17 protein-coding genes and 1 riboswitch are annotated in these 21,858 nt (G+C 47.3%); of the genes, 7 read left to right on the top strand and 10 right to left on the bottom strand.

The window, feature by feature from the left end; translation table 11 throughout:
• The first annotated feature begins 266 nt into the window (after window positions 1–266).
• Genes NST20_RS01825 through NST20_RS01815 form a run of 3 tightly spaced genes read left to right on the top strand, consistent with a single transcriptional unit; the run spans window position 267 to window position 3,156 of the window.
• A complete protein-coding gene (locus NST20_RS01825; RefSeq protein WP_017553716.1) occupies window positions 267–986 on the top strand; it encodes a (Fe-S)-binding protein in 720 nt (239 codons plus the stop codon).
• A 23-nt stretch (window positions 987–1,009) separates the two neighbouring features.
• Window positions 1,010–2,440, top strand: a complete 1,431-nt coding sequence (locus NST20_RS01820) for a LutB/LldF family L-lactate oxidation iron-sulfur protein (protein ID WP_013858241.1) — start codon at window positions 1,010–1,012, stop codon at window positions 2,438–2,440.
• The gene (locus tag NST20_RS01815) at window positions 2,437–3,156 is read left to right on the top strand and encodes a lactate utilization protein C (protein ID WP_013858240.1); all 720 of its coding nucleotides are present in this window, start codon (window positions 2,437–2,439) and stop codon (window positions 3,154–3,156) included. The genes NST20_RS01820 and NST20_RS01815 overlap by 4 nt, the downstream gene beginning before the upstream one ends.
• Window positions 3,157–3,221: 65 nt before the next feature.
• On the opposite strand, the gene NST20_RS01810 is transcribed toward NST20_RS01815, so the two are convergent.
• The gene (locus NST20_RS01810; RefSeq protein WP_265114492.1) at window positions 3,222–4,631 is read right to left on the bottom strand and encodes an amino acid permease; all 1,410 of its coding nucleotides are present in this window, start codon (window positions 4,629–4,631) and stop codon (window positions 3,222–3,224) included.
• A 502-nt stretch (window positions 4,632–5,133) separates the two neighbouring features.
• Here NST20_RS01810 and NST20_RS01805 point away from each other — a divergent pair.
• On the top strand, window positions 5,134–6,522 hold the full coding sequence (locus NST20_RS01805) for a hypothetical protein (RefSeq protein WP_029142180.1): 1,389 nt from the start codon (window positions 5,134–5,136) through the stop codon (window positions 6,520–6,522).
• 648 nt (window positions 6,523–7,170) lie between these two features.
• Here NST20_RS01805 and NST20_RS01800 read toward each other — a convergent pair.
• The 5 genes from NST20_RS01800 to NST20_RS01780 are packed head-to-tail and all read right to left on the bottom strand — an operon-like array spanning window position 7,171 to window position 11,511.
• Entirely contained in the window at window positions 7,171–8,244 is a 1,074-nt protein-coding gene (locus NST20_RS01800) for an ABC transporter substrate-binding protein (protein WP_342399937.1), read from the bottom strand.
• Window positions 8,241–9,050, bottom strand: coding sequence for an ABC transporter permease (locus NST20_RS01795; protein ID WP_017550888.1), 810 nt, complete (start codon window positions 9,048–9,050; stop codon window positions 8,241–8,243). The genes NST20_RS01800 and NST20_RS01795 overlap by 4 nt, the downstream gene beginning before the upstream one ends.
• Before the next feature lie 3 nt (window positions 9,051–9,053).
• Window positions 9,054–9,845, bottom strand: a complete 792-nt coding sequence (locus NST20_RS01790; protein WP_035189136.1) for an ABC transporter permease — start codon at window positions 9,843–9,845, stop codon at window positions 9,054–9,056.
• Complete coding sequence (locus tag NST20_RS01785; protein WP_014096316.1) at window positions 9,842–10,942, bottom strand: ABC transporter ATP-binding protein; 1,101 nt, start codon at window positions 10,940–10,942, stop codon at window positions 9,842–9,844. Before NST20_RS01785 ends, NST20_RS01790 begins: the two co-directional genes overlap by 4 nt.
• Before the next feature lie 26 nt (window positions 10,943–10,968).
• Window positions 10,969–11,511, bottom strand: coding sequence for an XRE family transcriptional regulator (locus NST20_RS01780; protein WP_026104558.1), 543 nt, complete (start codon window positions 11,509–11,511; stop codon window positions 10,969–10,971).
• A 478-nt stretch (window positions 11,512–11,989) separates the two neighbouring features.
• Window positions 11,990–12,183, top strand: a riboswitch (Lysine riboswitch).
• Window positions 12,184–12,282: 99 nt separating this feature from the next.
• Here NST20_RS01780 and NST20_RS01775 point away from each other — a divergent pair.
• Window positions 12,283–13,773, top strand: coding sequence for an amino acid permease (locus tag NST20_RS01775; protein WP_029142182.1), 1,491 nt, complete (start codon window positions 12,283–12,285; stop codon window positions 13,771–13,773).
• A gap of 342 nt (window positions 13,774–14,115) precedes the next feature.
• On the opposite strand, the gene NST20_RS01770 is transcribed toward NST20_RS01775, so the two are convergent.
• Window positions 14,116–15,579 carry a transposase gene (locus tag NST20_RS01770; RefSeq protein WP_342399685.1) on the bottom strand — a complete coding sequence of 488 codons (1,464 nt, stop codon included), beginning with the start codon at window positions 15,577–15,579 and terminating at the stop codon, window positions 14,116–14,118.
• 575 nt (window positions 15,580–16,154) lie between these two features.
• On the opposite strand from NST20_RS01770, the gene NST20_RS01765 reads away from it, so the two are divergent.
• Window positions 16,155–17,648 (top strand): peptide MFS transporter, encoded by a 1,494-nt coding sequence (locus NST20_RS01765; protein ID WP_029142183.1) that lies wholly within the window; start codon window positions 16,155–16,157, stop codon window positions 17,646–17,648.
• A gap of 67 nt (window positions 17,649–17,715) precedes the next feature.
• Here the strand turns inward: NST20_RS01765 and NST20_RS01760 are convergent, their stop codons facing one another.
• The 3 genes from NST20_RS01760 to NST20_RS01750 form a co-directional block, all read right to left on the bottom strand.
• Entirely contained in the window at window positions 17,716–19,083 is a 1,368-nt protein-coding gene (locus NST20_RS01760) for an amino acid permease (RefSeq protein ID WP_207369096.1), read from the bottom strand.
• Window positions 19,084–19,312: 229 nt separating this feature from the next.
• Entirely contained in the window at window positions 19,313–19,879 is a 567-nt protein-coding gene (locus NST20_RS01755) for a nitroreductase (protein WP_328004971.1), read from the bottom strand.
• A gap of 89 nt (window positions 19,880–19,968) precedes the next feature.
• On the bottom strand, window positions 19,969–20,901 hold the full coding sequence (locus NST20_RS01750) for an aldo/keto reductase (protein ID WP_017554033.1): 933 nt from the start codon (window positions 20,899–20,901) through the stop codon (window positions 19,969–19,971).
• 92 nt (window positions 20,902–20,993) lie between these two features.
• On the opposite strand from NST20_RS01750, the gene NST20_RS01745 reads away from it, so the two are divergent.
• A complete protein-coding gene (locus NST20_RS01745; protein ID WP_342399936.1) occupies window positions 20,994–21,545 on the top strand; it encodes a spore coat protein in 552 nt (183 codons plus the stop codon).
• The last annotated feature ends 313 nt before the right edge of the window (window positions 21,546–21,858 follow it).

Below are 21,858 nucleotides of genomic sequence, written 5' to 3'. Positions count from 1 at the left end.
AAAAAACCTGATGCCCAAGCTTGCGGCCGGGCCAAAAAAAAAAGCGGCAAATCAGGTGTTTTATTTGTATTTTTCCATTAAAATGAATATATAGAATGGACTTAACTTTTCAATTCCGAAACGGGAATCAATCAGGCTTGCCGTTTTATACGGCAAAAGTTTTAAATCCTATATTTCTTTCATTGCCAAGTTTTCACTATAAGGAGTATAATAACAGTAATCCGGTCATCTGATGATTGGCCTAATACTATAAGAAGGTGAATATTGTGAGAGTGAGTTTGTTCATCACTTGCCTTGTCGATATGTTCAAAGCGGACGTCGGGAAAGCAATGGTGGAAGTACTGGAGCGGCAGGGCTGTGAAGTTGATCTTCCAAAAGGCCAGATCTGCTGCGGGCAGCCGTCCTATAACAGCGGTTATCTGGAAGATACAAAGCCTGCGATGAAACAAATGATGAAAGCGTTTGAAAACGCAGATTACGTCGTATCTCCTTCCGGCTCATGCGCATACATGTTTAAAGAATACCCGGAAATTTTTGCGGGCGACCCGGTGTGGGAACCAAAAGCAAAAGCGCTCGCTGCAAAAACATACGAATTTACACAATTTCTCGTGGATGTATTAAAAGTGGAAGATGTCGGGGCAAGCCTGCACGCAAAGGCCACCTACCATCCATCATGCCATATGACGCGCCTGCTCGGGGTAAAAGACGCGCCTATGAAACTGTTAAAACATGTGGACGGCCTTGAATTTATGCCGCTGCCTAATGCATTGTCATGCTGCGGATTCGGCGGCACATTTTCCGTGAAAATGAGCGAAATCTCCGAGCAAATGGTGGACGAAAAAGTGGAGCACGTCGAAGAAACCGGCGCCGACGTTTTAATCGGCGGCGACTGCGGCTGTTTAATGAATATTGGCGGCCGGATGACGCGTAAAGGAAAACCGATAAAAATTATGCATATTGCTGAAGTTTTGAACAGCAGGGATTAAAAAACGGCAAAGGGGTGAAAAAAATGGGTTTATCGATTAGTGATGAAAAATTTAAAGGCAGGGTCGAAGAAGGCATCAACGATGATTTTATGCGCGGTGCCGTCCGAAGTGCCCAGGAACGGCTACAAACCAACCGGCTGGCGGCGGCCAATGAACTCGGAAACTGGGAAGAATGGCGTTCGCTCGGTGAAGAAATCCGCCAGCATGTTTTAAACAATCTGGACTATTATCTATATCAATTAAGCGAAAATGTATCGAAACGCGGCGGCCATGTCTTCTTTGCCCAGACCGCTGAAGAAGCGAGCCGGTATATTAAAGAAGTCGTGCAGAAAAAAAACGCGAAAAAAGTGATTAAATCGAAATCGATGGTGACGGAAGAAATCGGCATGAACGAAGCCCTGATGGAAGCGGGCAGCACTGTTGTCGAATCCGACCTCGGCGAGTACATTTTACAGGTGGCCGGCGACCATCCTTCCCATATCGTCGCGCCGGCTTTGCACAAAAACAAAGATCAAATCCGCGACGTGTTCCGCGACCGCCTCGGCTATACCGGCACAGAAAAACCGGAGGAGCTGGCCGCGTTTGCACGTAAAGTTTTGCGCGAAGAATTTTTATCAGCGGAAATCGGGATTACCGGCTGCAACTTTGCCATTGCCGAAAGCGGATCGGTCGGCCTTGTCACAAATGAAGGGAATGCCGACATGGTCACAACCCTTCCGAAAACACAGATCGCTGTGATGGGGATGGAACGGCTTGTCCCGACTTACGAAGAGTTTGAAGTTTTGGTGAGCCTATTAACGAGGAGCGCGGTCGGTCAGCGGCTGACGAGTTATATTACAACCGTGACCGGCCCGAAAGAAGCAGGAGAAGTCGACGGGCCGGAAGAATTCCACCTCGTGATCGTCGACAACGGGCGTTCCGATATTCTCGGGACGGAATTCCAACAGGTGCTGCAGTGCATCCGCTGTGCAGCCTGCATCAATGTTTGCCCGGTTTACCGGAATATCGGCGGCCATTCGTATGGCTCCATTTACCCGGGACCGATCGGCGCGGTATTAAGCCCGCTTTTAGGCGGATACGACAAATACAAAGAACTCCCGTACGCCTCTTCGCTTTGCGGCGCCTGCACGGAAGCCTGCCCGGTGAAAATTCCGCTGCATGAGCTTTTGATTAAGCACCGCCAAGTGATTGCGGAAAAAGAAAAACGCTCGCCGGTAGCAGAACGGCTGCTGATGAAAGCATTCGGTGTCGGCGCTTCAAAACCCGGGCTTTACGGGGCAGGGGCAAAAATGGCTTCCAAAGTCGTCCGCCCGTTTTTAAAAGACGATTTGATCCACAAAGGGCCTGGCCCGATGAAACCGTGGACGGATGTGCGCGATTTCCCTGCGCCGAACAAAGAACCTTTCCGCGACTGGTTTGAAAAGCGGGAAAAAGACAGGGGGCAGAAAAAATGAACGGAGCCATCCAAAACCGGGATGCATTTTTAAAAAATATTGCCGGCAGGCTCGGCCGCAAGCCGGTTGTATCCGGTGTTGCCCGCCCGGATTACAAGCACAAGCCGCAATATGATGTACTGCCAAATGCAAACCAGGAGGAACTGCTGGAAGTATTGCGCCAGCAGTCGCTCAGTGTCCATGTTGATTTTTTTGAAACGGATGCAAAAACTTTGCCCGGAAAATTAAACGAAGTCGTGGAACTGTACGGCGGCGGGCCTGTCTCGCTTTGGAATGACAAGCGGTTTGGGGAATTCGGTTTAACCCCGCTGATTGAGGAAGGCTGGCCGAAAATGGGAATCGAAACCCATGTCTGGGATCCCGAAATCGGCGAAAAAAATATTGCGCTGTGCGAGAAAGCGAATGTCGGGATTACGTTCAGTGATATCACATTGGCGGAATCCGGCACGGTGGTTTTATTCAGCAGTAAAGAACGCGGCCGGTCGGTCAGCCTGCTGCCGAAAACCTATATCGCGATTGTGCCGAAAAGCACGATTGTCCCGCGTATGACGCAGGCCGCCTTAAAGATCCGCGAAAAAATCAAAAACGGGGAAACCGTCCCGTCGTGCATCAATTTTATTACAGGCCCAAGCAACTCCGCTGACATTGAAATGAACTTGATCGTCGGCGTCCATGGGCCAGTTAAAGCAGCTTATATTGTCGTAAACGATCAATAACAAAACGTAAAAAAATTCAAAAAATAGATGGCCTGCTGAAACAGGCCATCTATTTTTTTTGGATTTTATGCTGTTTTTTTCGCTCCCTGCTGCAGCTCACTGTGGCGGATACTGTATCCGAAGTAAATGACCATGCCGATTGCGAACCAGACAGCGAAACGGATCAAAGTTGCCGGCTGCAGGCTTGCGATCAGGATGGTGCAACAAATCGCGCCAAGGGCTGGCAGGACTGGCACAAGTGGCGCTTTAAACGGGCGTTCCAGATCCGGGCGTTTATATCGGAGCACGATGACTGCCACGCATACAATCACAAATGCAGCAAGCGTCCCAATATTGGTCATCTCAGCCACGATATTGATCGGCAGGAACCCGGCTGTGACCGCGGTTACGATCGCGACCAGAACGGTTGAAGTCGCCGGGGTTTTTCTCCTTTCACTGACTTTTGAAAAAATTTTAGGCAAAAGTCCATCACGCGACATGGCAAACAATACACGCGTCTGCCCGTATGCCATGACAACCAATACGGAAGTAATCCCGCAAATGGCCCCGACGGAAACCAGTGCCGCACCCCAGTGAATGCCGATTTGCTGCAATGCATAAGCAACTGGAGCAGAAGCAGCTTCCGCCCTGCCGAAAATGCTGAATTTGACAACGCCTGTCAAAATGGCGGAAACGATGATATACAACACGGTACAAATTAACAAGGAGAACAAAATTCCGCGCGGCACGTCTTTTTGCGGGCGGCGCGTTTCTTCCGCAGCTGTCGACACAGCATCAAAACCGATGTAAGCAAAGAAAATAACCGCTGCGCCCGAAAGCACGCCTTTAAACCCGAACGGCATGAACGGATGCCAGTTGACCGGTTTTACATGCCCGACAGCAAGCACGACAAACAACAGGACAACGGCCACTTTAATGGCTACGATGATGCCGTTCAGGCGGGATGTCTGCTGGACCCCTGAATACAACAGCCAGGCAACCAAAGCGATGATGAGAATGGCCGGCAGGTTGACAATGCCGCCGTCCATCGGTGCAAGCGTCAGCGCTTTTGGCAGATGGACCCCGAGATTTCCGAGCAGGTTCACGGCGTATCCGGACCAGCCGATCGCAACGGTCGCAACCGCCAGGCCGTATTCCAAAATTAAATCCCAACCGATAATCCATGCCCAAAATTCACCCAGCGCCGCATACCCGTAAGTATAAGCACTTCCGGCAACCGGCACCATTGATGCAAATTCTGCATAACACAAGGCAGCAAATCCGCATGCGAGGCCCGACAGGATAAAGGAAATGACGAGTGCAGGGCCGGAATAGTTTGCTGCTGCCACACCTGTCAGCACGAAAATGCCTGTGCCGATAATGGCGCCGATCCCAAGCAAAGTGAGATCGAGTGCACCAAGCGCTTTTTTCAGCCCTTGCTTGCCCTGGGTCTCTTCTACAAGGTTTGCGATTGCTTTTGTCTGAAAGATGCTCATCTCTCATCCTCCCCAAAATTTTTGTATAATTGCATATCTCTATTATAATTTTCATTGAAAATTTATCAATATAGAAATATAACAAATTAATAAAAAATTTTGATTGTAAGAAATTGTAACCCTTATTACGCTTTTCCAGCCTGCCCGGATATATCCGTATTGGTTTGCCGGCAGCAAAAACTGTTGTATTTGCATCGTAATAGAACATGGCAGCGTAAAAACTTTGCATATGAAATAAAAGAACGTCCGCGAAGCTTTTTCGTGAAGGCCCCTGATACGTTTACCCGGGGCCGGGTAAGCATATCAATTCGCAATTTAACCCTGCGGCGGGCTTTTGCCACGGATCTTTTGCCTGCCAACGGTGGTTCAGCGCCAAAAACGGGCCTAAAATCTTTCTTGGAACAACCCGCAATCCTTCAAAATCGTGAGCCTGCTACGGAATATCCGATGGTCGCAATCCCGCTGCTGTATGGTATAATCAAACTATCAAGGAGGGGATTTTATGGCAGCCCAATTGACCATTACAGACCGCAAACACGTGATTCACGCGGATATAGAAAGGATGGCCGTTTTTTTGCAGGGCAAATTTGTCGAGGCAACCGGTGATGATGGCCGCCTGTGGTATGTGATTTTTTACAAGGACCATTATTTGAACGCGGTACCCGCCGCCAAAATGAAACGGCAGTCCGCAGTGGCGCAGGCTTTCCGTGACTGCATTGTGCTGGAGCCTCCCCATCCGCTGATTGACTTGCTTTTCCAGCCGGGTTGCTCTTTTAAAACCGTTCATTTTGCCCAGCTTACCGGCAAAATGGAGAAACTGTTCCCGCCACTTGAAGCCGCCTGGATTGCCACGTTTTTCGAATCGTTTGTCCCGAAACGGAAGCTCTTTGAATATATCCAGTCCATCTTTTACGAATACCGCCGCAACGGCCAGCTATTGCAGTGCGCGCGCATCCTCCGCATCTTAAAAGATTTTGCGCCGAAGCAAAGCTGGGTCAAGCAAATGTCCCGCGATTTAAATCTGATTAAGTACGACAAACTCTTTCAATCCTATTCACCCGAACTGATCCGGAAAGACCCCCTTTATGCCGAAAAACTTTTATATGAGAAAATGCCGGATACCGATGCTTTTGCAAAACTTTGCAGCCTGCTGCGGGCGCAAAACCGGTGGGCGGACGAAATCGCGTTAAGCCTTGAACAGATGGAGGCGGCGCCATCCGATGCCGGTTACAAAGCCCTTCTTGAGCGGCTGGAGGCGCTTTTTGAACAGGCGGAAAAAATGGCCATTTTGGAAAATCTTTATGCCCGCATCCGGCAGTTTGAACCGCTGCAGCAGGATTTACTGAAGTTTTATATTGAGACAAAACAACTGGAAAAAATGATCCCGATGATGCTTGAGGAACAGATTCAGCTTAGTGCGAAACAGGCGGAAAAAGTGGAAAATATGCTTGAATCATGGAGCCCGGATGGCCATACAGATGTGGAAACGCTGAACCGGCTTGCCCCACTTTTTTCCGGGCACCCGGCACAGGCAGAGAAATTTGCGGCAAAGTGCATTTCATATTTGTTACAGCACCGGGACACTTCCTATATAATGGAATGGCTGCTTCCGTTCAAGAAAGCAGCGGGGCATTTGCCGGCCATCCGCAAAGTGGAGCAAATGCACCAAATGGCGGACGATCCCGACAAGCAATCGCTGCTCGGAGAATTGTATTTTGAATTTGGGCAATACGACAAGGCGCTTGACTGTTTCAGCTGGGAAATGGAGTTGCGGGAAAACGACCCAACCCCGGTCAAATGGTTGTCAAAAATTTATCACGAACTCGGCATGCAGGCGGAATCGAATGCATACCGGAATTTGTATATTGATATGGAAAAACGAAGAGCGTAAGGCGGGGGCGGTCCCTGCTTTTTTTATCGGCCGGGCACGCGGGTCCCCCAATGGCTGCGATGAAGGACATTTCTGCGGGCGGCCGGATCCCCTTTTGTCTTTCATGCCTGTGATGAAGGACATTTCTGGGGGCGGGCGGGGTCCCTTTTGTCTTTCATAACTTTGATGAAGGACATTTCTATTGGCGGGCGGGTCCCTTTTGTCCTTTTGAACTCTCCAAAAAGACATTTCGAACACTACCCAAGCCGCTTTTGTCCTTTTAAAACCTCCAAAAGGACATTTCTATCGCTGCACAAGCCGCTTTTGTCTTTTTGAAGCCTTCAAAAGGACATTTCGAACACCAACCAAGCCACTTTTGTCCTTTTGAACTCTCCAAAAGGACATTTCGATCGCTGCCCGGGCCGTTATTGTCTTTTTGAAACCTCCAAAAGGACATTTTGACCACTACCCGGGTTCCTTTTGTCTTTTTGAGGCCTTCAAAAGGACATTTCGAACACTACCCAAGCCGCTTTTGGCCTTTTGAAACCTCCAAAAAATATCTCAATCACCACCCGAGTGATGTCCGTGCCCGCTGGAAAAGACATTCAGCCGGTTATTTTCGCCCGTGATCAACTTGAAAGCCGCCCCGCGGATTCGGGACGGCTTTCGTTATTTGGTATGCATTTTAAATTCCAAAAATAGCTCATTATAGCGGGCGAGTTTTTTCTTGCCAAGGTTTTTATATACTTCCAGTTTCTTTGTGAGTGCAGCATCCGGATAAAAACGGCGGTCGCCGGAAATCGATTTTGGCAAAATCTTCAGAGCCGCTTTGTTCGGCGTTGAATAACCGACGTACTCGGCGTTTTGCGCGGCGTTTTTCGGATCGAGCATAAAATTGATAAACTTCAGGGCGCCATCCACGTTTTTCGCTGTTTTCGGGATGACCATGTTGTCGAACCAGAGATTGGAGCCTTCGCTCGGCACAACGTAGTTCAGCTTTTTATTTTCCGACATGATTTCAGCCGCATCCCCCGACCAGACAACCCCGAGCGAAGCTTCTTCATTGGCCAGCAGCATCTTGATTTCATCGCCGACGATCGCTTTCACATTCGGCATCAGCCGATCAAGTTTTGCTTTTGCCTGCTGCAAATGTTTTTCATTCGTATCATTCAGCGAGTAATGCAGGCTGTTGAGCCCCATCCCCATCACTTCGCGGGCGCCGTCCACAAGCAGAATCTGATTTTTCAAATCGGGATCCCACAGGTCGTCCCAGCTTGTAATTTTTTTGCCGCCAAGCATGCTTGAATTATACACAATCCCAACCGTCCCCCAGAAATAAGGCACCGAGTATTTATTTCCCGGGTCAAACGGCAAATCCATAAAGCGCGAATCGATATATTTCAAGTTCGGCAGCTTCGAATGATCAAGCGGAATCAGCAAGTTCTCCTTTTTCATCTTTTCGATCATATACTCGGATGGAACCGCAACATCAAACGTTGTACCGCCCTGGGAGATTTTTGTCATCATGGCTTCGTTCGAATCGAAAGTTTGATAAATGACTTTGATGCCGGTCTGCTTTTCAAATTTCTTAATCAAGGCGGGATCGATATAATCCCCCCAATTGTAAATCGTGATCGTATTTCCGCCTGCATAGCCTTCCGTTTGGTTCATGCGCCCAGCGAGAAATTGCAGGGCAAGGGCGACAACGATTATCGCAATAAAAACACGCAGCAGCTGTTTCATCTTTTAACCCCCATTCCGTTCGTGCGGGCTTGGCGCTGGTTCACGAGGTAGTACCCGATCACAAGGATAATAGAGAAGAAAAAGAGCAGCGTTGACAGCGCGTTAATCGTGAGTGAAATCCCCTGGCGCGCCCGCGAATAAATTTCAACGGAAAGCGTCGAATAGCCGTTCCCGGTGACAAAAAAGGTGACGGCAAAATCATCGAGCGAATACGTGAGCGCCATGAAAAAACCGGCAAAAATACCGGGCGTAATATACGGGAGAATCACCTTCGACAACACATCCCACTGGCTTGCCCCAAGGTCGCGCGCCGCATCAATCAAAGTCGGGCTCATTTCCTGCAGTTTCGGCAGCACCATCAGCACAACAATCGGAATGCAAAAAGCGATGTGCGAAACGAGAACGGATGTAAACCCGAGCTTGATCCCTGCAATCGTAAATAAAATCAGGAACGATGCACCGATAATGACGTCAGGGCTTACGATCAGCACATTATTGAGCGAAAGCAGCGCATTTTTCGTTCTTCTTCTTTTCACAAACCGGATCGCGAGCGCCCCCATCACACCGATCACCGTTGAAATCGCGGATGCGAGTAGCGCAATCACAAGCGTATTGATGACAATGATCATAAGGCGCGTGTCCTGGAACACTTCCTTGTACCATTCCCATGTAAAACCGCTAAATTCATGCATGTTTCCTGCTTTGTTGAACGAATAATACATTAAATAAAAGATCGGTGCGTAAAGGACGATAAACACAAATATCAGATATAAGTTTGACCATTTCCATCTTTTTTTCAACTTCATCCCTCACTTCCGGTTGCCGGTCACAATCATAATGACGACCATGGCAATGATCAAAAAGACGGCGATCGTAGACCCCATGCCCCAATCCTGTGTGACAAGGAAATGCTCCTCAATTGCCGTACCGAGCGTAATGACACGGTTTCCCGCAATCAGGCGCGTAATCATAAAGAGTGACAGAGACGGAATAAAGACAGCCTGACACCCTGATTTGACACCGTCCAGCGTGAGCGGAAACACAACGCAGCGGAACGTGGTCCATTTCGAGGCGCCAAGATCGCGCGCCGCATCCATAAAGACCGGGTTTAGTTCTTCAAGCGCGTTATAAATCGGCAAAATCATAAATGGGATAAAAATATAAGTAGACACAAACAAAAAGCTGAAGTCTGTAAATAAAATCTGCTTTTGCCCGATGCCCATCCATTCAAGAAACGAGTTGGCCGGGCCGAATGTGCCGAAAATCCCAAGAAACGCATACGCTTTTAACAACAAATTGATCCATGTCGGCAAAATGATTAATAAGAGCCAGAGCTGCTTATGCCGCGATTTTGTCAAAAGATAAGCAGTCGGATACGAAATCAAAAGTGTAAACGCCGTAATCAAAAACGCATACCAAAAAGAGCTCAGCGTCATTTTCAAATAAACGGGCGTAAAAAATTTTTCATAGTTGACAAGCGACAAATGCCCTTCAATATCAAAAAAAGAATAATAGAGAATGAGCAAAATCGGCGCGATTACAAAAAGAAGGATCCACAGCAAATACGGAACGAGATAAAAAGTGCGTGCATTTACTTTCATGGCCGGACCTCATCGTACGCTTCCAGGCGCCGGTCGAATTCCTCTTCTGTTTCGCCGAATCTCATCACGTGGATCGCTTCCGGTTCAAAATAAAGGCCGATCGTATCCCCGACTTTTGCTTTTTTTGTCGAGTGGACAAGCCATTCATTTCCCTCTTCATCGTAGCAACAAATTTCATAATGGACGCCGCGGAACAGCTGCGTATCCACCCGCACTTTCAAGTTCCCTTTTTCCGGTGTCGTGATTTCTAAATCTTCCGGGCGGATGACAATTTCAACCGGCTCGTTCGGATGAAAGCCGCGGTCAACGCATTCGAACGCATGGCCGTTAAATTCCACAACAAAATCCTTGATCATTTTTCCCGGAAGGATATTGGACTCGCCGATAAAGTCCGCGACAAAGCGGTTGATCGGTTCATCGTAAATATCGGTCGGCGTGCCGCTCTGCTGGATTTTCCCGTTATTGATGACAAAAATTTCATCGCTCATCGCAAGCGCTTCTTCCTGGTCGTGCGTGACAAAAATAAACGTAATGCCAAGGCGGCGCTGCAGTTCACGCAGTTCATACTGCATCTCTGTCCTTAGCTTCAAATCCAGCGCGGAAAGCGGTTCGTCCAGCAAAATCACTTCCGGTTCATTGACAATCGCGCGCGCAATCGCGACACGCTGCCGCTGCCCGCCTGACATTTCGCTGATTTCCCGGTTTTCATAGCCTTCCAGATTCACAAACTTCAAGGCTTCTTTTACTTTTTGTTCAATCACAGCTGCCTTCATTTTTTTAATGCGCAGCCCAAATGCGACGTTTTCATACACATTTAAATGAGGAAATAGCGCATAATCCTGGAAAACGGTATTGACCTGGCGCCGGTTGGCTGGCACGTCATTCACGATTTTTCCATTGATGTAAATATTTCCTTTTGTCGGCGCAATAAATCCCGCAATCAGGCGCAAAATCGTTGTTTTTCCGCAACCCGACGGTCCGAGCAGAGTGTAAAATTTTCCGCGTTCTATTTCAAAACTGACGTCATCCAAAATAGCAGGATCATCGTCGTATTGTTTTGTGACATGTTCAAAACGAATGATGATATCGCTGTTCATTGCTGTCCTCCTCTTCTATGTTCAGCTTACAGATACGATTCCGTAGCAACGAGTACAAGCCTGGACCGGCCTTCCGCGTCATTCAGGATCTGATGCTCATCGGATGCATGATAATAAATGGCTTCTCCGGCTTTTGCACGGTACAGGCGTTTGCCAAGCCGCACCGCAATCCGGCCTTCCAGTACATAGGCAAAGGTTTCCGATAAAGAAGGTTCAAACGTTTTAAACTCCCCTTTTTCCTCAAGCGTAAGCAGGATCGGTTCCATTTCCTTTTCATTCGATTCCGGGACGAGCCACTGGATTTTATAACCGCGCTCTTCATCGAGATAATCGGTCTGGTCTTCTTCCCCGTATACGACTTTTTGTTCACGCTCTTCTTCGTCAAAAAATTCTTTCGGCGTGCAGCCGAGCACTTCCAATATATTAAAAAACGTGTCAATCGAAGGGGAGCTTAAATCCCGCTCAAGCTGGGAAATATAGCCTTTGCTTAAGTCCGTGCGCTCTCCAAGTTCCTCTTGGGTGAGTCCTTTTTTTAACCTTAAGTTTTTAATTTTTTTCCCGATCTTCATCATAAAACCTTCCATTTTGTTTAGCATTTGTAAACTCAAAGGCAAGGAAGTTTTGTTTTGTTAAACTTTAAGTTTACTTTCATATGTATTATACAAAAAAGCAGGCAGATGTAAAGGCCTTTTTGAAAAAAAACACGAATCAGGCTGTCATCCTGCCTGTTTGTACCCGCGGAAAAGCGGTAGCCCCTCCTTTTCAGCCAACGAACCATCCCAATCAGGCGTTTGCAGTTTTCGCACGGAGAGGCAGATGTTTGCCAATAAGCCTGTATATAAAATGGACAAAATATTGCCGCGCTGTTGCCCGCTGCAAAAAGTCAATCATGCAAATTAGTGCCGGGCTTGATGTAAAAACTTAAGCCCATTTTATATCCCATATATTTTTGCCACCCCGTTCTGCTTCCTTTTCTATTGATTTTCCCTAAAAAAATAACTATAATAATATGTAAATCAAATGGAATAAAAAAATCCTCATCAAATCCGGTGAGGTAGAGGTCGCAGCTTTTATGAGTAAATCGGACGAGACACGGGTAAAGTTTAAGACTCCGGTTGAAAGGAAAAGCTGCCGAAACGTGGTGCCGGATCCCGCGGTGCCATGTTGGGGCTGTTTCCGAACAGGAACAGAACTGTCACATATGCGATTCCCCTCCGCATATGTGTTGAGCTATCTTCGGAAGGTTGATGGAGGGTATACGCTTTGATGCCGCGTCTCCACGACTGCGGCATTTTTGTTTATTCCCTGCTCCTTCCTATATAAAAAGGAGTGAATCAAGGATGGATGACTTCTATCATGGGCAAAGCACTGCAGCCGGAGCGGTTCCCGTTGCAAAAAAGGGTGAATTGACGAAGCTGAAGCGGAAATTAAAATCCCGCCACCTGACCATGATTTCCCTCGGTGGATCAATCGGAACCGGGCTTTTTCTGGCAAGCGGCGGGGCAATCCACAGCGCGGGGCCTGGCGGTGCGCTTCTCGCTTATGCATTAATCGGCGTCATGGTGTACTTTTTAATGACAAGCCTTGCAGAAATGGCCGCCTACATGCCGGTTGCAGGCACCTTCAGCACGTACGCAACAAAATTTGTTGATCCGGCACTTGGATTTGCGCTTGGCTGGAACTATTGGTACAACTGGGCGATCACGATCGCAGCCGAATTATCAGCAGCAACCATTATCATGAAATTCTGGTTCCCGCACATGCCTTCGATCGTGTGGAGTGCGGCTTGCCTTCTCATCATGTTCTTATTAAATTATTTATCTGTAAAAGGGTTCGGGGAAGCTGAATACTGGTTTGCAATCATTAAAGTCGTAACCGTCATTGCCTTTATCATTGTCGGCGCACTGATGATTTTCGGGATTATGGGCGGAAAAACAATCGGCTTTTCTAACTTTACGATTGCAGACGGCCCAGTCCACGGCGGATTCCTGGCCGTGCTCGGGGTTTTTATGGCAGCCGGGTTTTCATTCCAGGGAACAGAACTGCTCGGGGTTGCGGCCGGTGAAAGCGAAGATCCGGAAAAGACCATTCCGCGTGCTGTGAAATCTGTATTTTGGAGAATCTTGCTTTTCTATATTCTGGCGATTTTTGTCATCGGCCTGTTGATTCCGTTCACGGATTCGAGATTAACCGCCGATGACATTACGATGAGCCCGTTCACAATTGTATTTCAGCGTGCCGGCATTGCTTTTGCGGCTTCTGTCATGAATGCGATTATTTTAACGGCTGTTCTTTCTGCCGGCAACTCGGGCATGTACGCGTCAACGCGGATGCTCTGGGAACTTGCGCGCGACGGCAAAGCGCCGAAATTCCTCGGGAAACTGGATAAACGCGGGGTGCCGGTGAATGCACTGATTGTCACTGCGCTTGTCGGAACGGTTGCTTTCCTTGCGTCTTTCTTCGGCGACGGGGCAGTGTACAACTGGCTCCTGAACGCATCCGGCTTATCCGGCTTTATCGCCTGGCTCGGCATTGCCATCAGCCATTACCGATTCCGCCGTGCATATGTAGCACAAGGCAAAGCTTTGAGCGACCTGCCTTACCGTTCAAAATGGTTCCCATTCGGCCCGCTATTTGCGTTTGCCGTTTGTACGGTCGTCATTCTCGGGCAAAACTACCAGGCATTTTTGGGAGACCATATTAAGTGGGGAAGCGTATTTGTCTCGTATATCGGCCTCCCCATCTTTATTGCCGTATGGCTCATTTATAAATGTGTGAAAAAGACAAAAGTCGTTTCTTTACGGGAATGCGATTTTAACCGGGAACCATAACGGAAAAACCTGCGGTGGATGCCGCGGGTTTTTACTTTTATCAGAAACTTACACTTTACATAAATTATATGAAATTTACCTTTATTTCTATTTATGAAAACGTTTCCCTTACCTAGAGCCTCTGCCAAAATAAAAATATACCCTTGAGCGAGGCTCTGGAAAATTAATTATCCCGATTTTTTTGCCTTTTCATCCAGATTTTCAATTCAATAGAAGTAAAACGGTCATTTTTCTTCAAAAAAAGGGCATACGTATCCCGCCTTCACAAAATGGTTTTTTTCACTACCCTTTGTGGAAAGAAAACGTTCATTTGAGTTATTCACATATCCACCTGTGAATAACTTAATTTGCTCTTTGCAGCCGATTGCGTGTCCATCCACAATTGGCCTTTCCTGTCTGATGGTACGCCATATTTGCCATGATGTGCATAGATATCATGCATCGATCTACATGAGCTTCAACTGCCTGTTTCCCACGCTTGTGAACACGACGGAGACTGTATCCGTCTTTTAAAATGCCAAAGATTCTTTCGATGATCGTCCTGGCACTATATAACACTTCAAATGTGCGACCATGTTGCGGCAACTCGACATCTACTTGAGGCGTTTGATCAAAGTCCATCCTAAATACTCTTCCTTGTGCTGCCCCATTACAACATTCCGCGTGATTCGCTAGCGGGCAGGTGAGACCTTCTTGCTTGGCATTTGGATGAAATACAGGACAAGTGTAAATATATTGCCCCTTTTCCCGATCAGATCCTCTAAGTTCCATTTTATGTCCACTGATACAGATGGGAGTGCCGTACCGGTTGATTTTTTCAATCCCCCGGGCGGTAGTTGGTTTATCTTTACGGTTCCGTGGATTGATCGGTGCCACCAATTTCGCCTGTAATACATCCTTTGTCACTTTTTGATTTTCCGGCGTTTGGTAGATTCCATCTGCCAGGATAAAGCTCAACTGCTCAGCCATCTCGGGGTGCTCTGTCTTAAACGTTTCCAATGTCGGTTCTAATGTTTTCCCATCGGGTGTATTTCCTTTAAATACTTCCCGCGTCAAAGGCAAACCGGATCTCACCCCGCATACCATTGATAATTTATGCGCAATATAGGAGACTGCATTACTTTTACGCATTACCCCTACATTGTCGTCCGTAAGGACTTTGGGGCAATCGCAATCACCCTCACAAGAACACGTCTTCCTTGTTTTATTCAAGGTTGCTTCTGCCTCTATATGCGATGTATCCACGGCGGCTGCTTCCTCATTCGTTTCAACCACGCCTTCCCCTTTATTATATTCAACAACCAATAGCCGGGCTTTTTCCCAAAGACCATTTGTTGTCATGATTTGATCAAAACGAGCAAAGGAACGGTAGCTCGGAATTTTCTCCGTAAATCCACACATGGTGGCAAATAGCGGGTTTGATTTCACTTGCAAATAGACACTCTCCACCATCACTTCAATATACTGTAAAGAGGCCAGTTCAAAAGCACGAAAAAAGGGCATGAAAGGATGCGGTTTTCTCCCAGTGGAAGGGAGATGAAATAATGAAGACGCAGACTTGTCTTCTTCCTCCGTTATTGAAAATAGTGCCGGTTGTATTTCATTAGAAGGATCATGTGCTCTTTCATTTTTTAGGTGCAAATATAAAAGGGTGTAGTATTCTCGTTCAATCGGCTTAAAAATCTCCCATGGGAAACACATGGCTGGAATGACAAATGGTATATCGGCATAGTCTTGCCAATTGTGGGGAATCAAATTTTGTTGTATTGAAAAGTCTCTGGTTTGTGTTAGAATAGAAATAGTCATGAAATCACTCCCTGGATATTTGATCGTACTTATATCTTAGCAAAGGAGTGGCTTTCATGGCTCTTTTTTTTCAAAAAAAATCATCCTTTTCCGTTTTACAATATTTACCACAGGAATGAGTAGCCTAATCTATTGAAACCCGCCCAAAACCGACAAAAGTGGAAAAATTTAGACACTTATAACAAATAAATTTACCCCATTAAAATCAAAAACTCACAATTTCTTTTTACATTTGTCATAATGTTCCTACAAACGTCTTTTTTCTTTAGTGGAATAAATCAACGACCTTTAATTGTCTGACTGCTTACAGTTTCAGGGGATATAGCATTTTGGCAAGGGCTCCTAGGAAAAAATTCTTTTTAAATATTTTCCCAGCACAAAATCCTTTATTTCACGCGGGTTTCAGGGCTTAAACAATAGCGCACACAAATTTGCCAAAAAATTAATCTTTATTTTTTTCCCATTTTACGTTAATATTTTATCTATCGCATTTATTCCCCGAAAAAACCAGCACTTATTTTTCAGTTAATTTCACAAATTGTGCCAATATGTGATGTTTACAAGGAGGCAATGGCATGTCAACAATCGACAAGAAAAAAGTTCTGGAAACTGTTCCACAGACCGGATTTTTCGGTCATCCAAAAGGATTGTCGACTTTATTTTTCTTAGAGTTTTGGGAGAGATTCTCCTACTATGGGATGAAAGGGATTCTGATTTACTACATGTATGACCGCCTGTCAAACGGCGGGTTGGGATTGGATCCGACAACAGCCGCATCGATTGCTTCGATTTACGGCGCGCTTGTTTACATGTCGGGGATTATCGGCGGCTGGATTGCAGACCGCCTGCTTGGCTCCGCCAGAACCGTTTTTTACGGCGGGGTGCTGATTATGCTCGGGCATATTGCGTTGTCCTTTCCGGGAGGGTTCCCGGCGCTGATCGTTTCTATGGTGCTGATTGTGCTTGGGACAGGCTTGTTAAAACCAAATGCCGCTTCAACCGTCGGGGAATTGTATGATGAAAAAGACCTGCGCCGCGACTCCGGTTTCAGCATTTACTACATGGCGGTTAACCTCGGTGCCTTCCTTGCGCCGATCATTGTCGGGACTATCGGCCAGGGGTACAATTACCATCTCGGCTTCAGCATTGCAGCCATCGGAATGTTTTTCGGTTTGATCTCATTCGTGATGTCCAGAAAGAAAAATCTCGGGCTTGCCGGCTCTGTCGTGCACAACCCGCTGACGCCGGAAGAAAGAAGATCGACTTTTATAAAAATCGGCGCAGGGGCTGTCATTCTGATTATTTTGCTGGCGATTACCATTCCGGCACGGATTTTAAATCTGAACAGCTTTATTACCATCGTCAGCATTTTAGGATTTTTAATTCCTGCCTGGTACTTCATTATGATGTACTTCAGCAAGAAAACATCGAAAGACGAACGCTCACGCATTTTGGCTTATATTCCTTTATTTATTGCTTCTATCGTCTTCTGGGCGATTGAAGAACAAGGCGCGAGCCTGCTCGCTGTCTATGCGGACAAGCGGACACAGCTGAATTTTGCCGGCATCCATATTTTGCCGTCCTGGTTCCAGACACTGAACCCGCTGTTTATCGTCGTCTTTGCGCCGGTTCTGGCTTCGCTTTGGGTGAAGCTGGGAGACAGGCAGCCGTCCACACCGGTTAAATTTTCTTTCGGGCTCATCCTTGCCGGTTTTTCCTATATTGTTATGATGGTGCCGGCTTACCTTAACGGCTCTTCGTCGCTTGTGAGCCCGCTCTGGCTTGTATTGAGCTACTTCCTTGTCGTGATCGGGGAACTTTGCTTGTCACCGGTTGGTTTGAGCGTATCGACAAAGCTGGCGCCAGCCGCATTCTCGGCGCAAATGCTCAGTCTCTGGAACTTGTCTGATGCTGCGGCCCAAACGTTGAATGCCCAGCTTGTCAAACTGTACAGCGCCGACCATGAAGTGATCTACTTCGGCGGCGTCGGCCTTGTTTCGGTCATTTTGGGCATATTCCTGCTTCTCTATGCACCGGTCATCAAACGGCTGATGAGAGGGATAAAATAATAGATGAAGTGATGAAAAACACCAGAAAAACCCGCTTGGAAATCCCTTTCCAAACGGGTTTTTCTGGTTAAATGCTTTTCTTCTTTCGTGTTAGGCCGTAAGCGATGACAAGCAGGATGAACCATACCGGTGTCACAAATAAGGCAACACGCGTATCTTTTGCAATCCCGAGAACAACGAGGACAAAGACAAAGAACAAGAGTACAATCCAGTTGATGACCGGGGCAAACGGCAATTTAAAAGAGATTTTGGCCGCTTCTTCCGGCATATTTTTCCGGAAACGCAAGTGGGCAACCATAATGACGCCCCACACCCAGACAAAACAGATGGATGAAATGCTTGTGACAAGCGTAAAGACTTGCGTACTCTTCATAAAATAATTCAGCACAACGCCGATTAACAGCATGATCGTTGAACCAAGCAGAGCAGGTGCCGGGACATTCCGCTTGTTTAACTTTTTAAACATTTTCGGCGCTTTTCCGTCTTCCGCAAGAGAATACAGCATACGGCTTGTACTGAAAATGCCGCTGTTGCACGAGGAAGCCGCCGAAGTGAGCACCACAAAATTGATGATGCCTGCTGCAGCCGGAAGACCGATATCGGCAAATACCCGGACAAACGGGCTCGCGTCCGGATTCAGCCGGTTCCAAGGATAAATCGACATGATGACAAACAAAGCGCCGACATAAAACAGTAAAATCCGCAGCGGAATCTGGTTGATCGCTTTTGGCAGCGTCTTTGATGGATCTTCTGCTTCCCCGGCTGTTACGCCGACCAGTTCAATCCCGACAAATGAAAAGATGGCCATTTCAAACGCCAGCAGAAACCCTTTAGAACCATTCGGGAAAAAGCCGCCGTGCTGCCACAGGTTCGTAAAAGAGGCATGTGCCCCATGGCTTTGAAAACCGGCGAACACGAGGAGAATGCCGATAATAATGAGCGCAATAATGGTCACAACTTTAATGATGGCGAACCAAAATTCCATTTCCCCGAATGCTTTGACTGTCGCAATATTGATGAGAAACAGAACAGCGACGCAAATCAAAGCGGGAATCCACTGCGGCAATTCGGGTACCCAAAATTGAACATACATGCCGACTGCGGTAATTTCGGCAATGCCGGTTACAATCCAGCAAAACCAATAGGTCCAGCCGGTAATAAAGCCTGCCCACGGTCCGATAAATGTTTCGGCAAAATGGGTAAACGATCCGGTAATCGGCTTGTACATCAGCAGTTCACCGAGTGCCCGCATCATAAAGAAAAGAGCTAAGCCGATTACGAAGTATACGAGCATAATAGACGGGCCGGCAAAGTGAATCGATTTGCCGGAACCGAGGAAAAGCCCCGTCCCGATTGCGCCCCCGATCGCAATCAATTGAATATGGCGGTTTTTCAGCCCGCGACTCAGTTCTTGTCCATTCGGGCTTTGATCCATACCGATCAACTCCTTATCTATGTATAAATTTGATTATATCACAATCTTCTTATTTGCTGCCGGCAAAAAAACAAACCGTATGTGCAAACGCCTCTGCGGTCGTGTCAGGGTTTTGCAAGGCAGCCTTTATTGTGCGCTTTCAAAAACGTCGGGCTGAAACTTCCCATTTTTTAGAAAATTTAACATGAAGAAGCGAACCGACCCGTGAAAAGAGCCGGCAAGCCTGGGTTTAAGCAAACCATTGCGTTTTTTCTTCTGCTGGTGTCCGTTGTGCTTTGATGTCCATTTCCCTTTTCGGATAGCCGACATAGATGAGCCCGGCAATTTTATCCGCAGGTTCAAGATTGAGATAGTTTTTCAATTCAGGTTCATGCGCGATGTCGCCAGTCCTCACGATTGTAGCCAAACCGAGCTCGGTTGCCGTAAGCAGCAGGTTTTGGATCGCACAACCGGTCGCAACGATTTCCTCAATTTCCGGAACAATGCCGGAGGGGCTGACAGCAACCACGATCACCACCGGCGCCCGTAGCGGCCCTTTGCGCGCTTTTTCAATCTTTTTCGCCGCTTCTTCTTCACTCAGGCCTTCCGCTTTCCCGGCTGCAATCCTGGCCATTTCCTCCCCGAGTTTGGCGCGCCCTTCCCCTTTAAACACGCGGAATTTCCACGGTTCTGTTTTCTTATGGTTTGGCGCCCATGTGGCAGCTTCGAGCAACGTTCTAATGACATCATCGGGCACCTCTTTATTGTCTGTCACACCGATGGAACGGCGCGATTTGATCAGATCCATCACACCCATTTTCCCAACTCCTTTAGCCATACTAGTTTAAGTATAAGACAGGAAAATACGTCAATCAACAAAAAACATTTTTCCACCGTGGAAATACATTATTGAAAGATGGCGCTGATCTTTTGCACGTCTGCTTCCGTCAGGCTGACTTCCAATGTTTTCAGATTGTCAATCACCTGTTCCGGCCGTTTGGCACCCGGAATGACAGCATCAATGGAAGGCTGGGCGAGATACCAGGCGAGCACAACATGCGCGACATCCACGCCTTTTTCTTTCGCAATCGGGCGGAGCTTGTCAACCTTTTCCAAATTGCGGAGATAGGTTTCGCCCTGGTAGAGCGGATTTTTCGCACGCCCGCCTTCAAATTTGGTATCTTTTGTATATTTGCCGGCGAGAAGCCCGGATGCAAGCGGAAAGTACGGAATAAACGAAATGCTGTTTTCCGCTGTGTACGGAAGCAAATCTTTTTCAGCCCCGCGCTTGAATAAATTGTACTCCGACTGCAGCACATCGACATACCCGTCTTTGTTTGCCTCTTTCAGTTGTTCAATGGAAAAATTAGAAACGCCGATTGCACGGATTTTTCCTTCATCTTTCAGTTCTTTCAAGGCGCCGACCGCTTCGTCTTTCGGGGTGCGGTCATCCGGAAAATGGATATAAAACAAATCAATATAATCGGTTTTCAGGCGTTTCAGGCTGCTTTCGACCGCTTCTTTTAAAAATGCAGGGGAGTTGTCGAACACCACTTTTCCATCGACAAATTTATGCGCACCTTTTGTGGCGAGGACGACCTTGTCACGGCCGCCGTGCTCTTTCAGCACCTCGCCGATCAGCTCTTCCGAACGTTCCGGCCCGTAAATAAACGCTGTATCAAGAAAATTGATGCCATGGTCAATGGCCGTGCGCACCACTTCTTTCCCGGTTTCATCGTTGAGATTCGGGTGGATATTATGCCCGCCGACCGCGTTTGTTCCGAGGCCGACCGGGTTGACATACAAATCCGATTTGCCGAGCCTTCTTTGTTTTTCCATCTTACCTCCGCCTCTCTCTTCAGATTTCATTTTTTATCATAACAAATCAAAAAGAAATGTAAAAATATTTCGGTTTCCGGCCAAACAGGCACATGCACGGACCGTTTGCATACAAATGGAAACGTGTGAAAGAAAAAGGAGGGAATATTGTGGCAAGAACGTTAGCTTGGCATGAAACTTTGGAAATTCATGAGCTGGTTGCATCCCAGACGATTTGTTTGATCCAGTTTAAAACAGTCGTGAGAAATGTGTCCGATGCAGGACTCCGGGAACTGTATACGTTTTCGATCCGGGCACTTGAAAAAAATATCCGCGACCTCCTGCAGTTTTATCCGCAGGCGCCGCGGGAAGAGGAAACAGAAGAAAACGAGGAGCGGCAAACCAACCCCGGATTTCAGGCCGGTGAACTGCTGACCGCTTCTAAAACAGCTGTAAGAAATTATGCCGCTGCGATCACGGAAACAGCCACGCCGGCATTGCGCACCGTGCTTGTGCGCCATTTAAACAGCGCGATCGACTGGCATGCGCGCGTATTCAACTATATGCATGAACATGGCATGTACCAGGCCTATAACTTAAGCCAGTTGCTGAACAACGATGTCCGGAACGCCAACCGGGCGCTGCAAATGCGGGAAGAAGAGTGAGTGATACCGGCGCCCGTGCTGCATTGAATGCGGCGTCAGCAAAGGAATAAAGATCAACCGGCACCTATTACAGCAAAATAAATAACGCCGGGAAAAAGGATGAAATCAGCCGGCGTAAATGTGCAGGATAAAAAAATGGAAAACCGCGGATCGATTGTTCGTCCGCGGTATATCCTTTCAACGATACAGCAAGCCGATCCGCAAACGGAATGGTCCGGATCCGGCCCCGTATCCAGCGGGATAAGGAAAAGCCATATCTGCTGTTTTTTCCTGTGTTTCATTACCATTTTGCCTTATTCAGAAACCGGATAGC

It is taken from the genome of Weizmannia sp. FSL W8-0676, from assembly GCF_038593015.1.
In the GTDB taxonomy this organism is placed as follows: domain Bacteria; phylum Bacillota; class Bacilli; order Bacillales; family Bacillaceae_C; genus Weizmannia; species Weizmannia coagulans.
The sequence above is the reverse complement of the archived record's forward strand: the minus strand, read 5'-3'. Positions and strand labels throughout refer to the sequence as shown.

What these genes read in the sequence shown, in the direction of transcription:
- NST20_RS01795 (WP_017550888.1), bottom strand. Translation starts at nt 9,050, where the DNA reads ATGAAGTTGAAAAAAAGATGGAAATGGTCAAACTTATATCTGATATTT.
- NST20_RS01750 (WP_017554033.1), bottom strand. Translation starts at nt 20,901, where the DNA reads ATGGAAAAACAAAGAAGGCTCGGCAAATCGGATTTGTATGTCAACCCG.
- NST20_RS01815 (WP_013858240.1), top strand. Translation starts at nt 2,437, where the DNA reads ATGAACGGAGCCATCCAAAACCGGGATGCATTTTTAAAAAATATTGCC.
- NST20_RS01770 (WP_342399685.1), bottom strand. Translation starts at nt 15,579, where the DNA reads ATGACTATTTCTATTCTAACACAAACCAGAGACTTTTCAATACAACAA.
- NST20_RS01800 (WP_342399937.1), bottom strand. Translation starts at nt 8,244, where the DNA reads ATGAAACAGCTGCTGCGTGTTTTTATTGCGATAATCGTTGTCGCCCTT.
- NST20_RS01790 (WP_035189136.1), bottom strand. Translation starts at nt 9,845, where the DNA reads ATGAAAGTAAATGCACGCACTTTTTATCTCGTTCCGTATTTGCTGTGG.
- NST20_RS01805 (WP_029142180.1), top strand. Translation starts at nt 5,134, where the DNA reads ATGGCAGCCCAATTGACCATTACAGACCGCAAACACGTGATTCACGCG.
- NST20_RS01755 (WP_328004971.1), bottom strand. Translation starts at nt 19,879, where the DNA reads ATGGGTGTGATGGATCTGATCAAATCGCGCCGTTCCATCGGTGTGACA.
- NST20_RS01775 (WP_029142182.1), top strand. Translation starts at nt 12,283, where the DNA reads ATGGATGACTTCTATCATGGGCAAAGCACTGCAGCCGGAGCGGTTCCC.
- NST20_RS01765 (WP_029142183.1), top strand. Translation starts at nt 16,155, where the DNA reads ATGTCAACAATCGACAAGAAAAAAGTTCTGGAAACTGTTCCACAGACC.
- NST20_RS01780 (WP_026104558.1), bottom strand. Translation starts at nt 11,511, where the DNA reads ATGAAGATCGGGAAAAAAATTAAAAACTTAAGGTTAAAAAAAGGACTC.
- NST20_RS01820 (WP_013858241.1), top strand. Translation starts at nt 1,010, where the DNA reads ATGGGTTTATCGATTAGTGATGAAAAATTTAAAGGCAGGGTCGAAGAA.
- NST20_RS01810 (WP_265114492.1), bottom strand. Translation starts at nt 4,631, where the DNA reads ATGAGCATCTTTCAGACAAAAGCAATCGCAAACCTTGTAGAAGAGACC.
- NST20_RS01760 (WP_207369096.1), bottom strand. Translation starts at nt 19,083, where the DNA reads ATGGATCAAAGCCCGAATGGACAAGAACTGAGTCGCGGGCTGAAAAAC.
- NST20_RS01785 (WP_014096316.1), bottom strand. Translation starts at nt 10,942, where the DNA reads ATGAACAGCGATATCATCATTCGTTTTGAACATGTCACAAAACAATAC.
- NST20_RS01745 (WP_342399936.1), top strand. Translation starts at nt 20,994, where the DNA reads ATGCACGGACCGTTTGCATACAAATGGAAACGTGTGAAAGAAAAAGGA.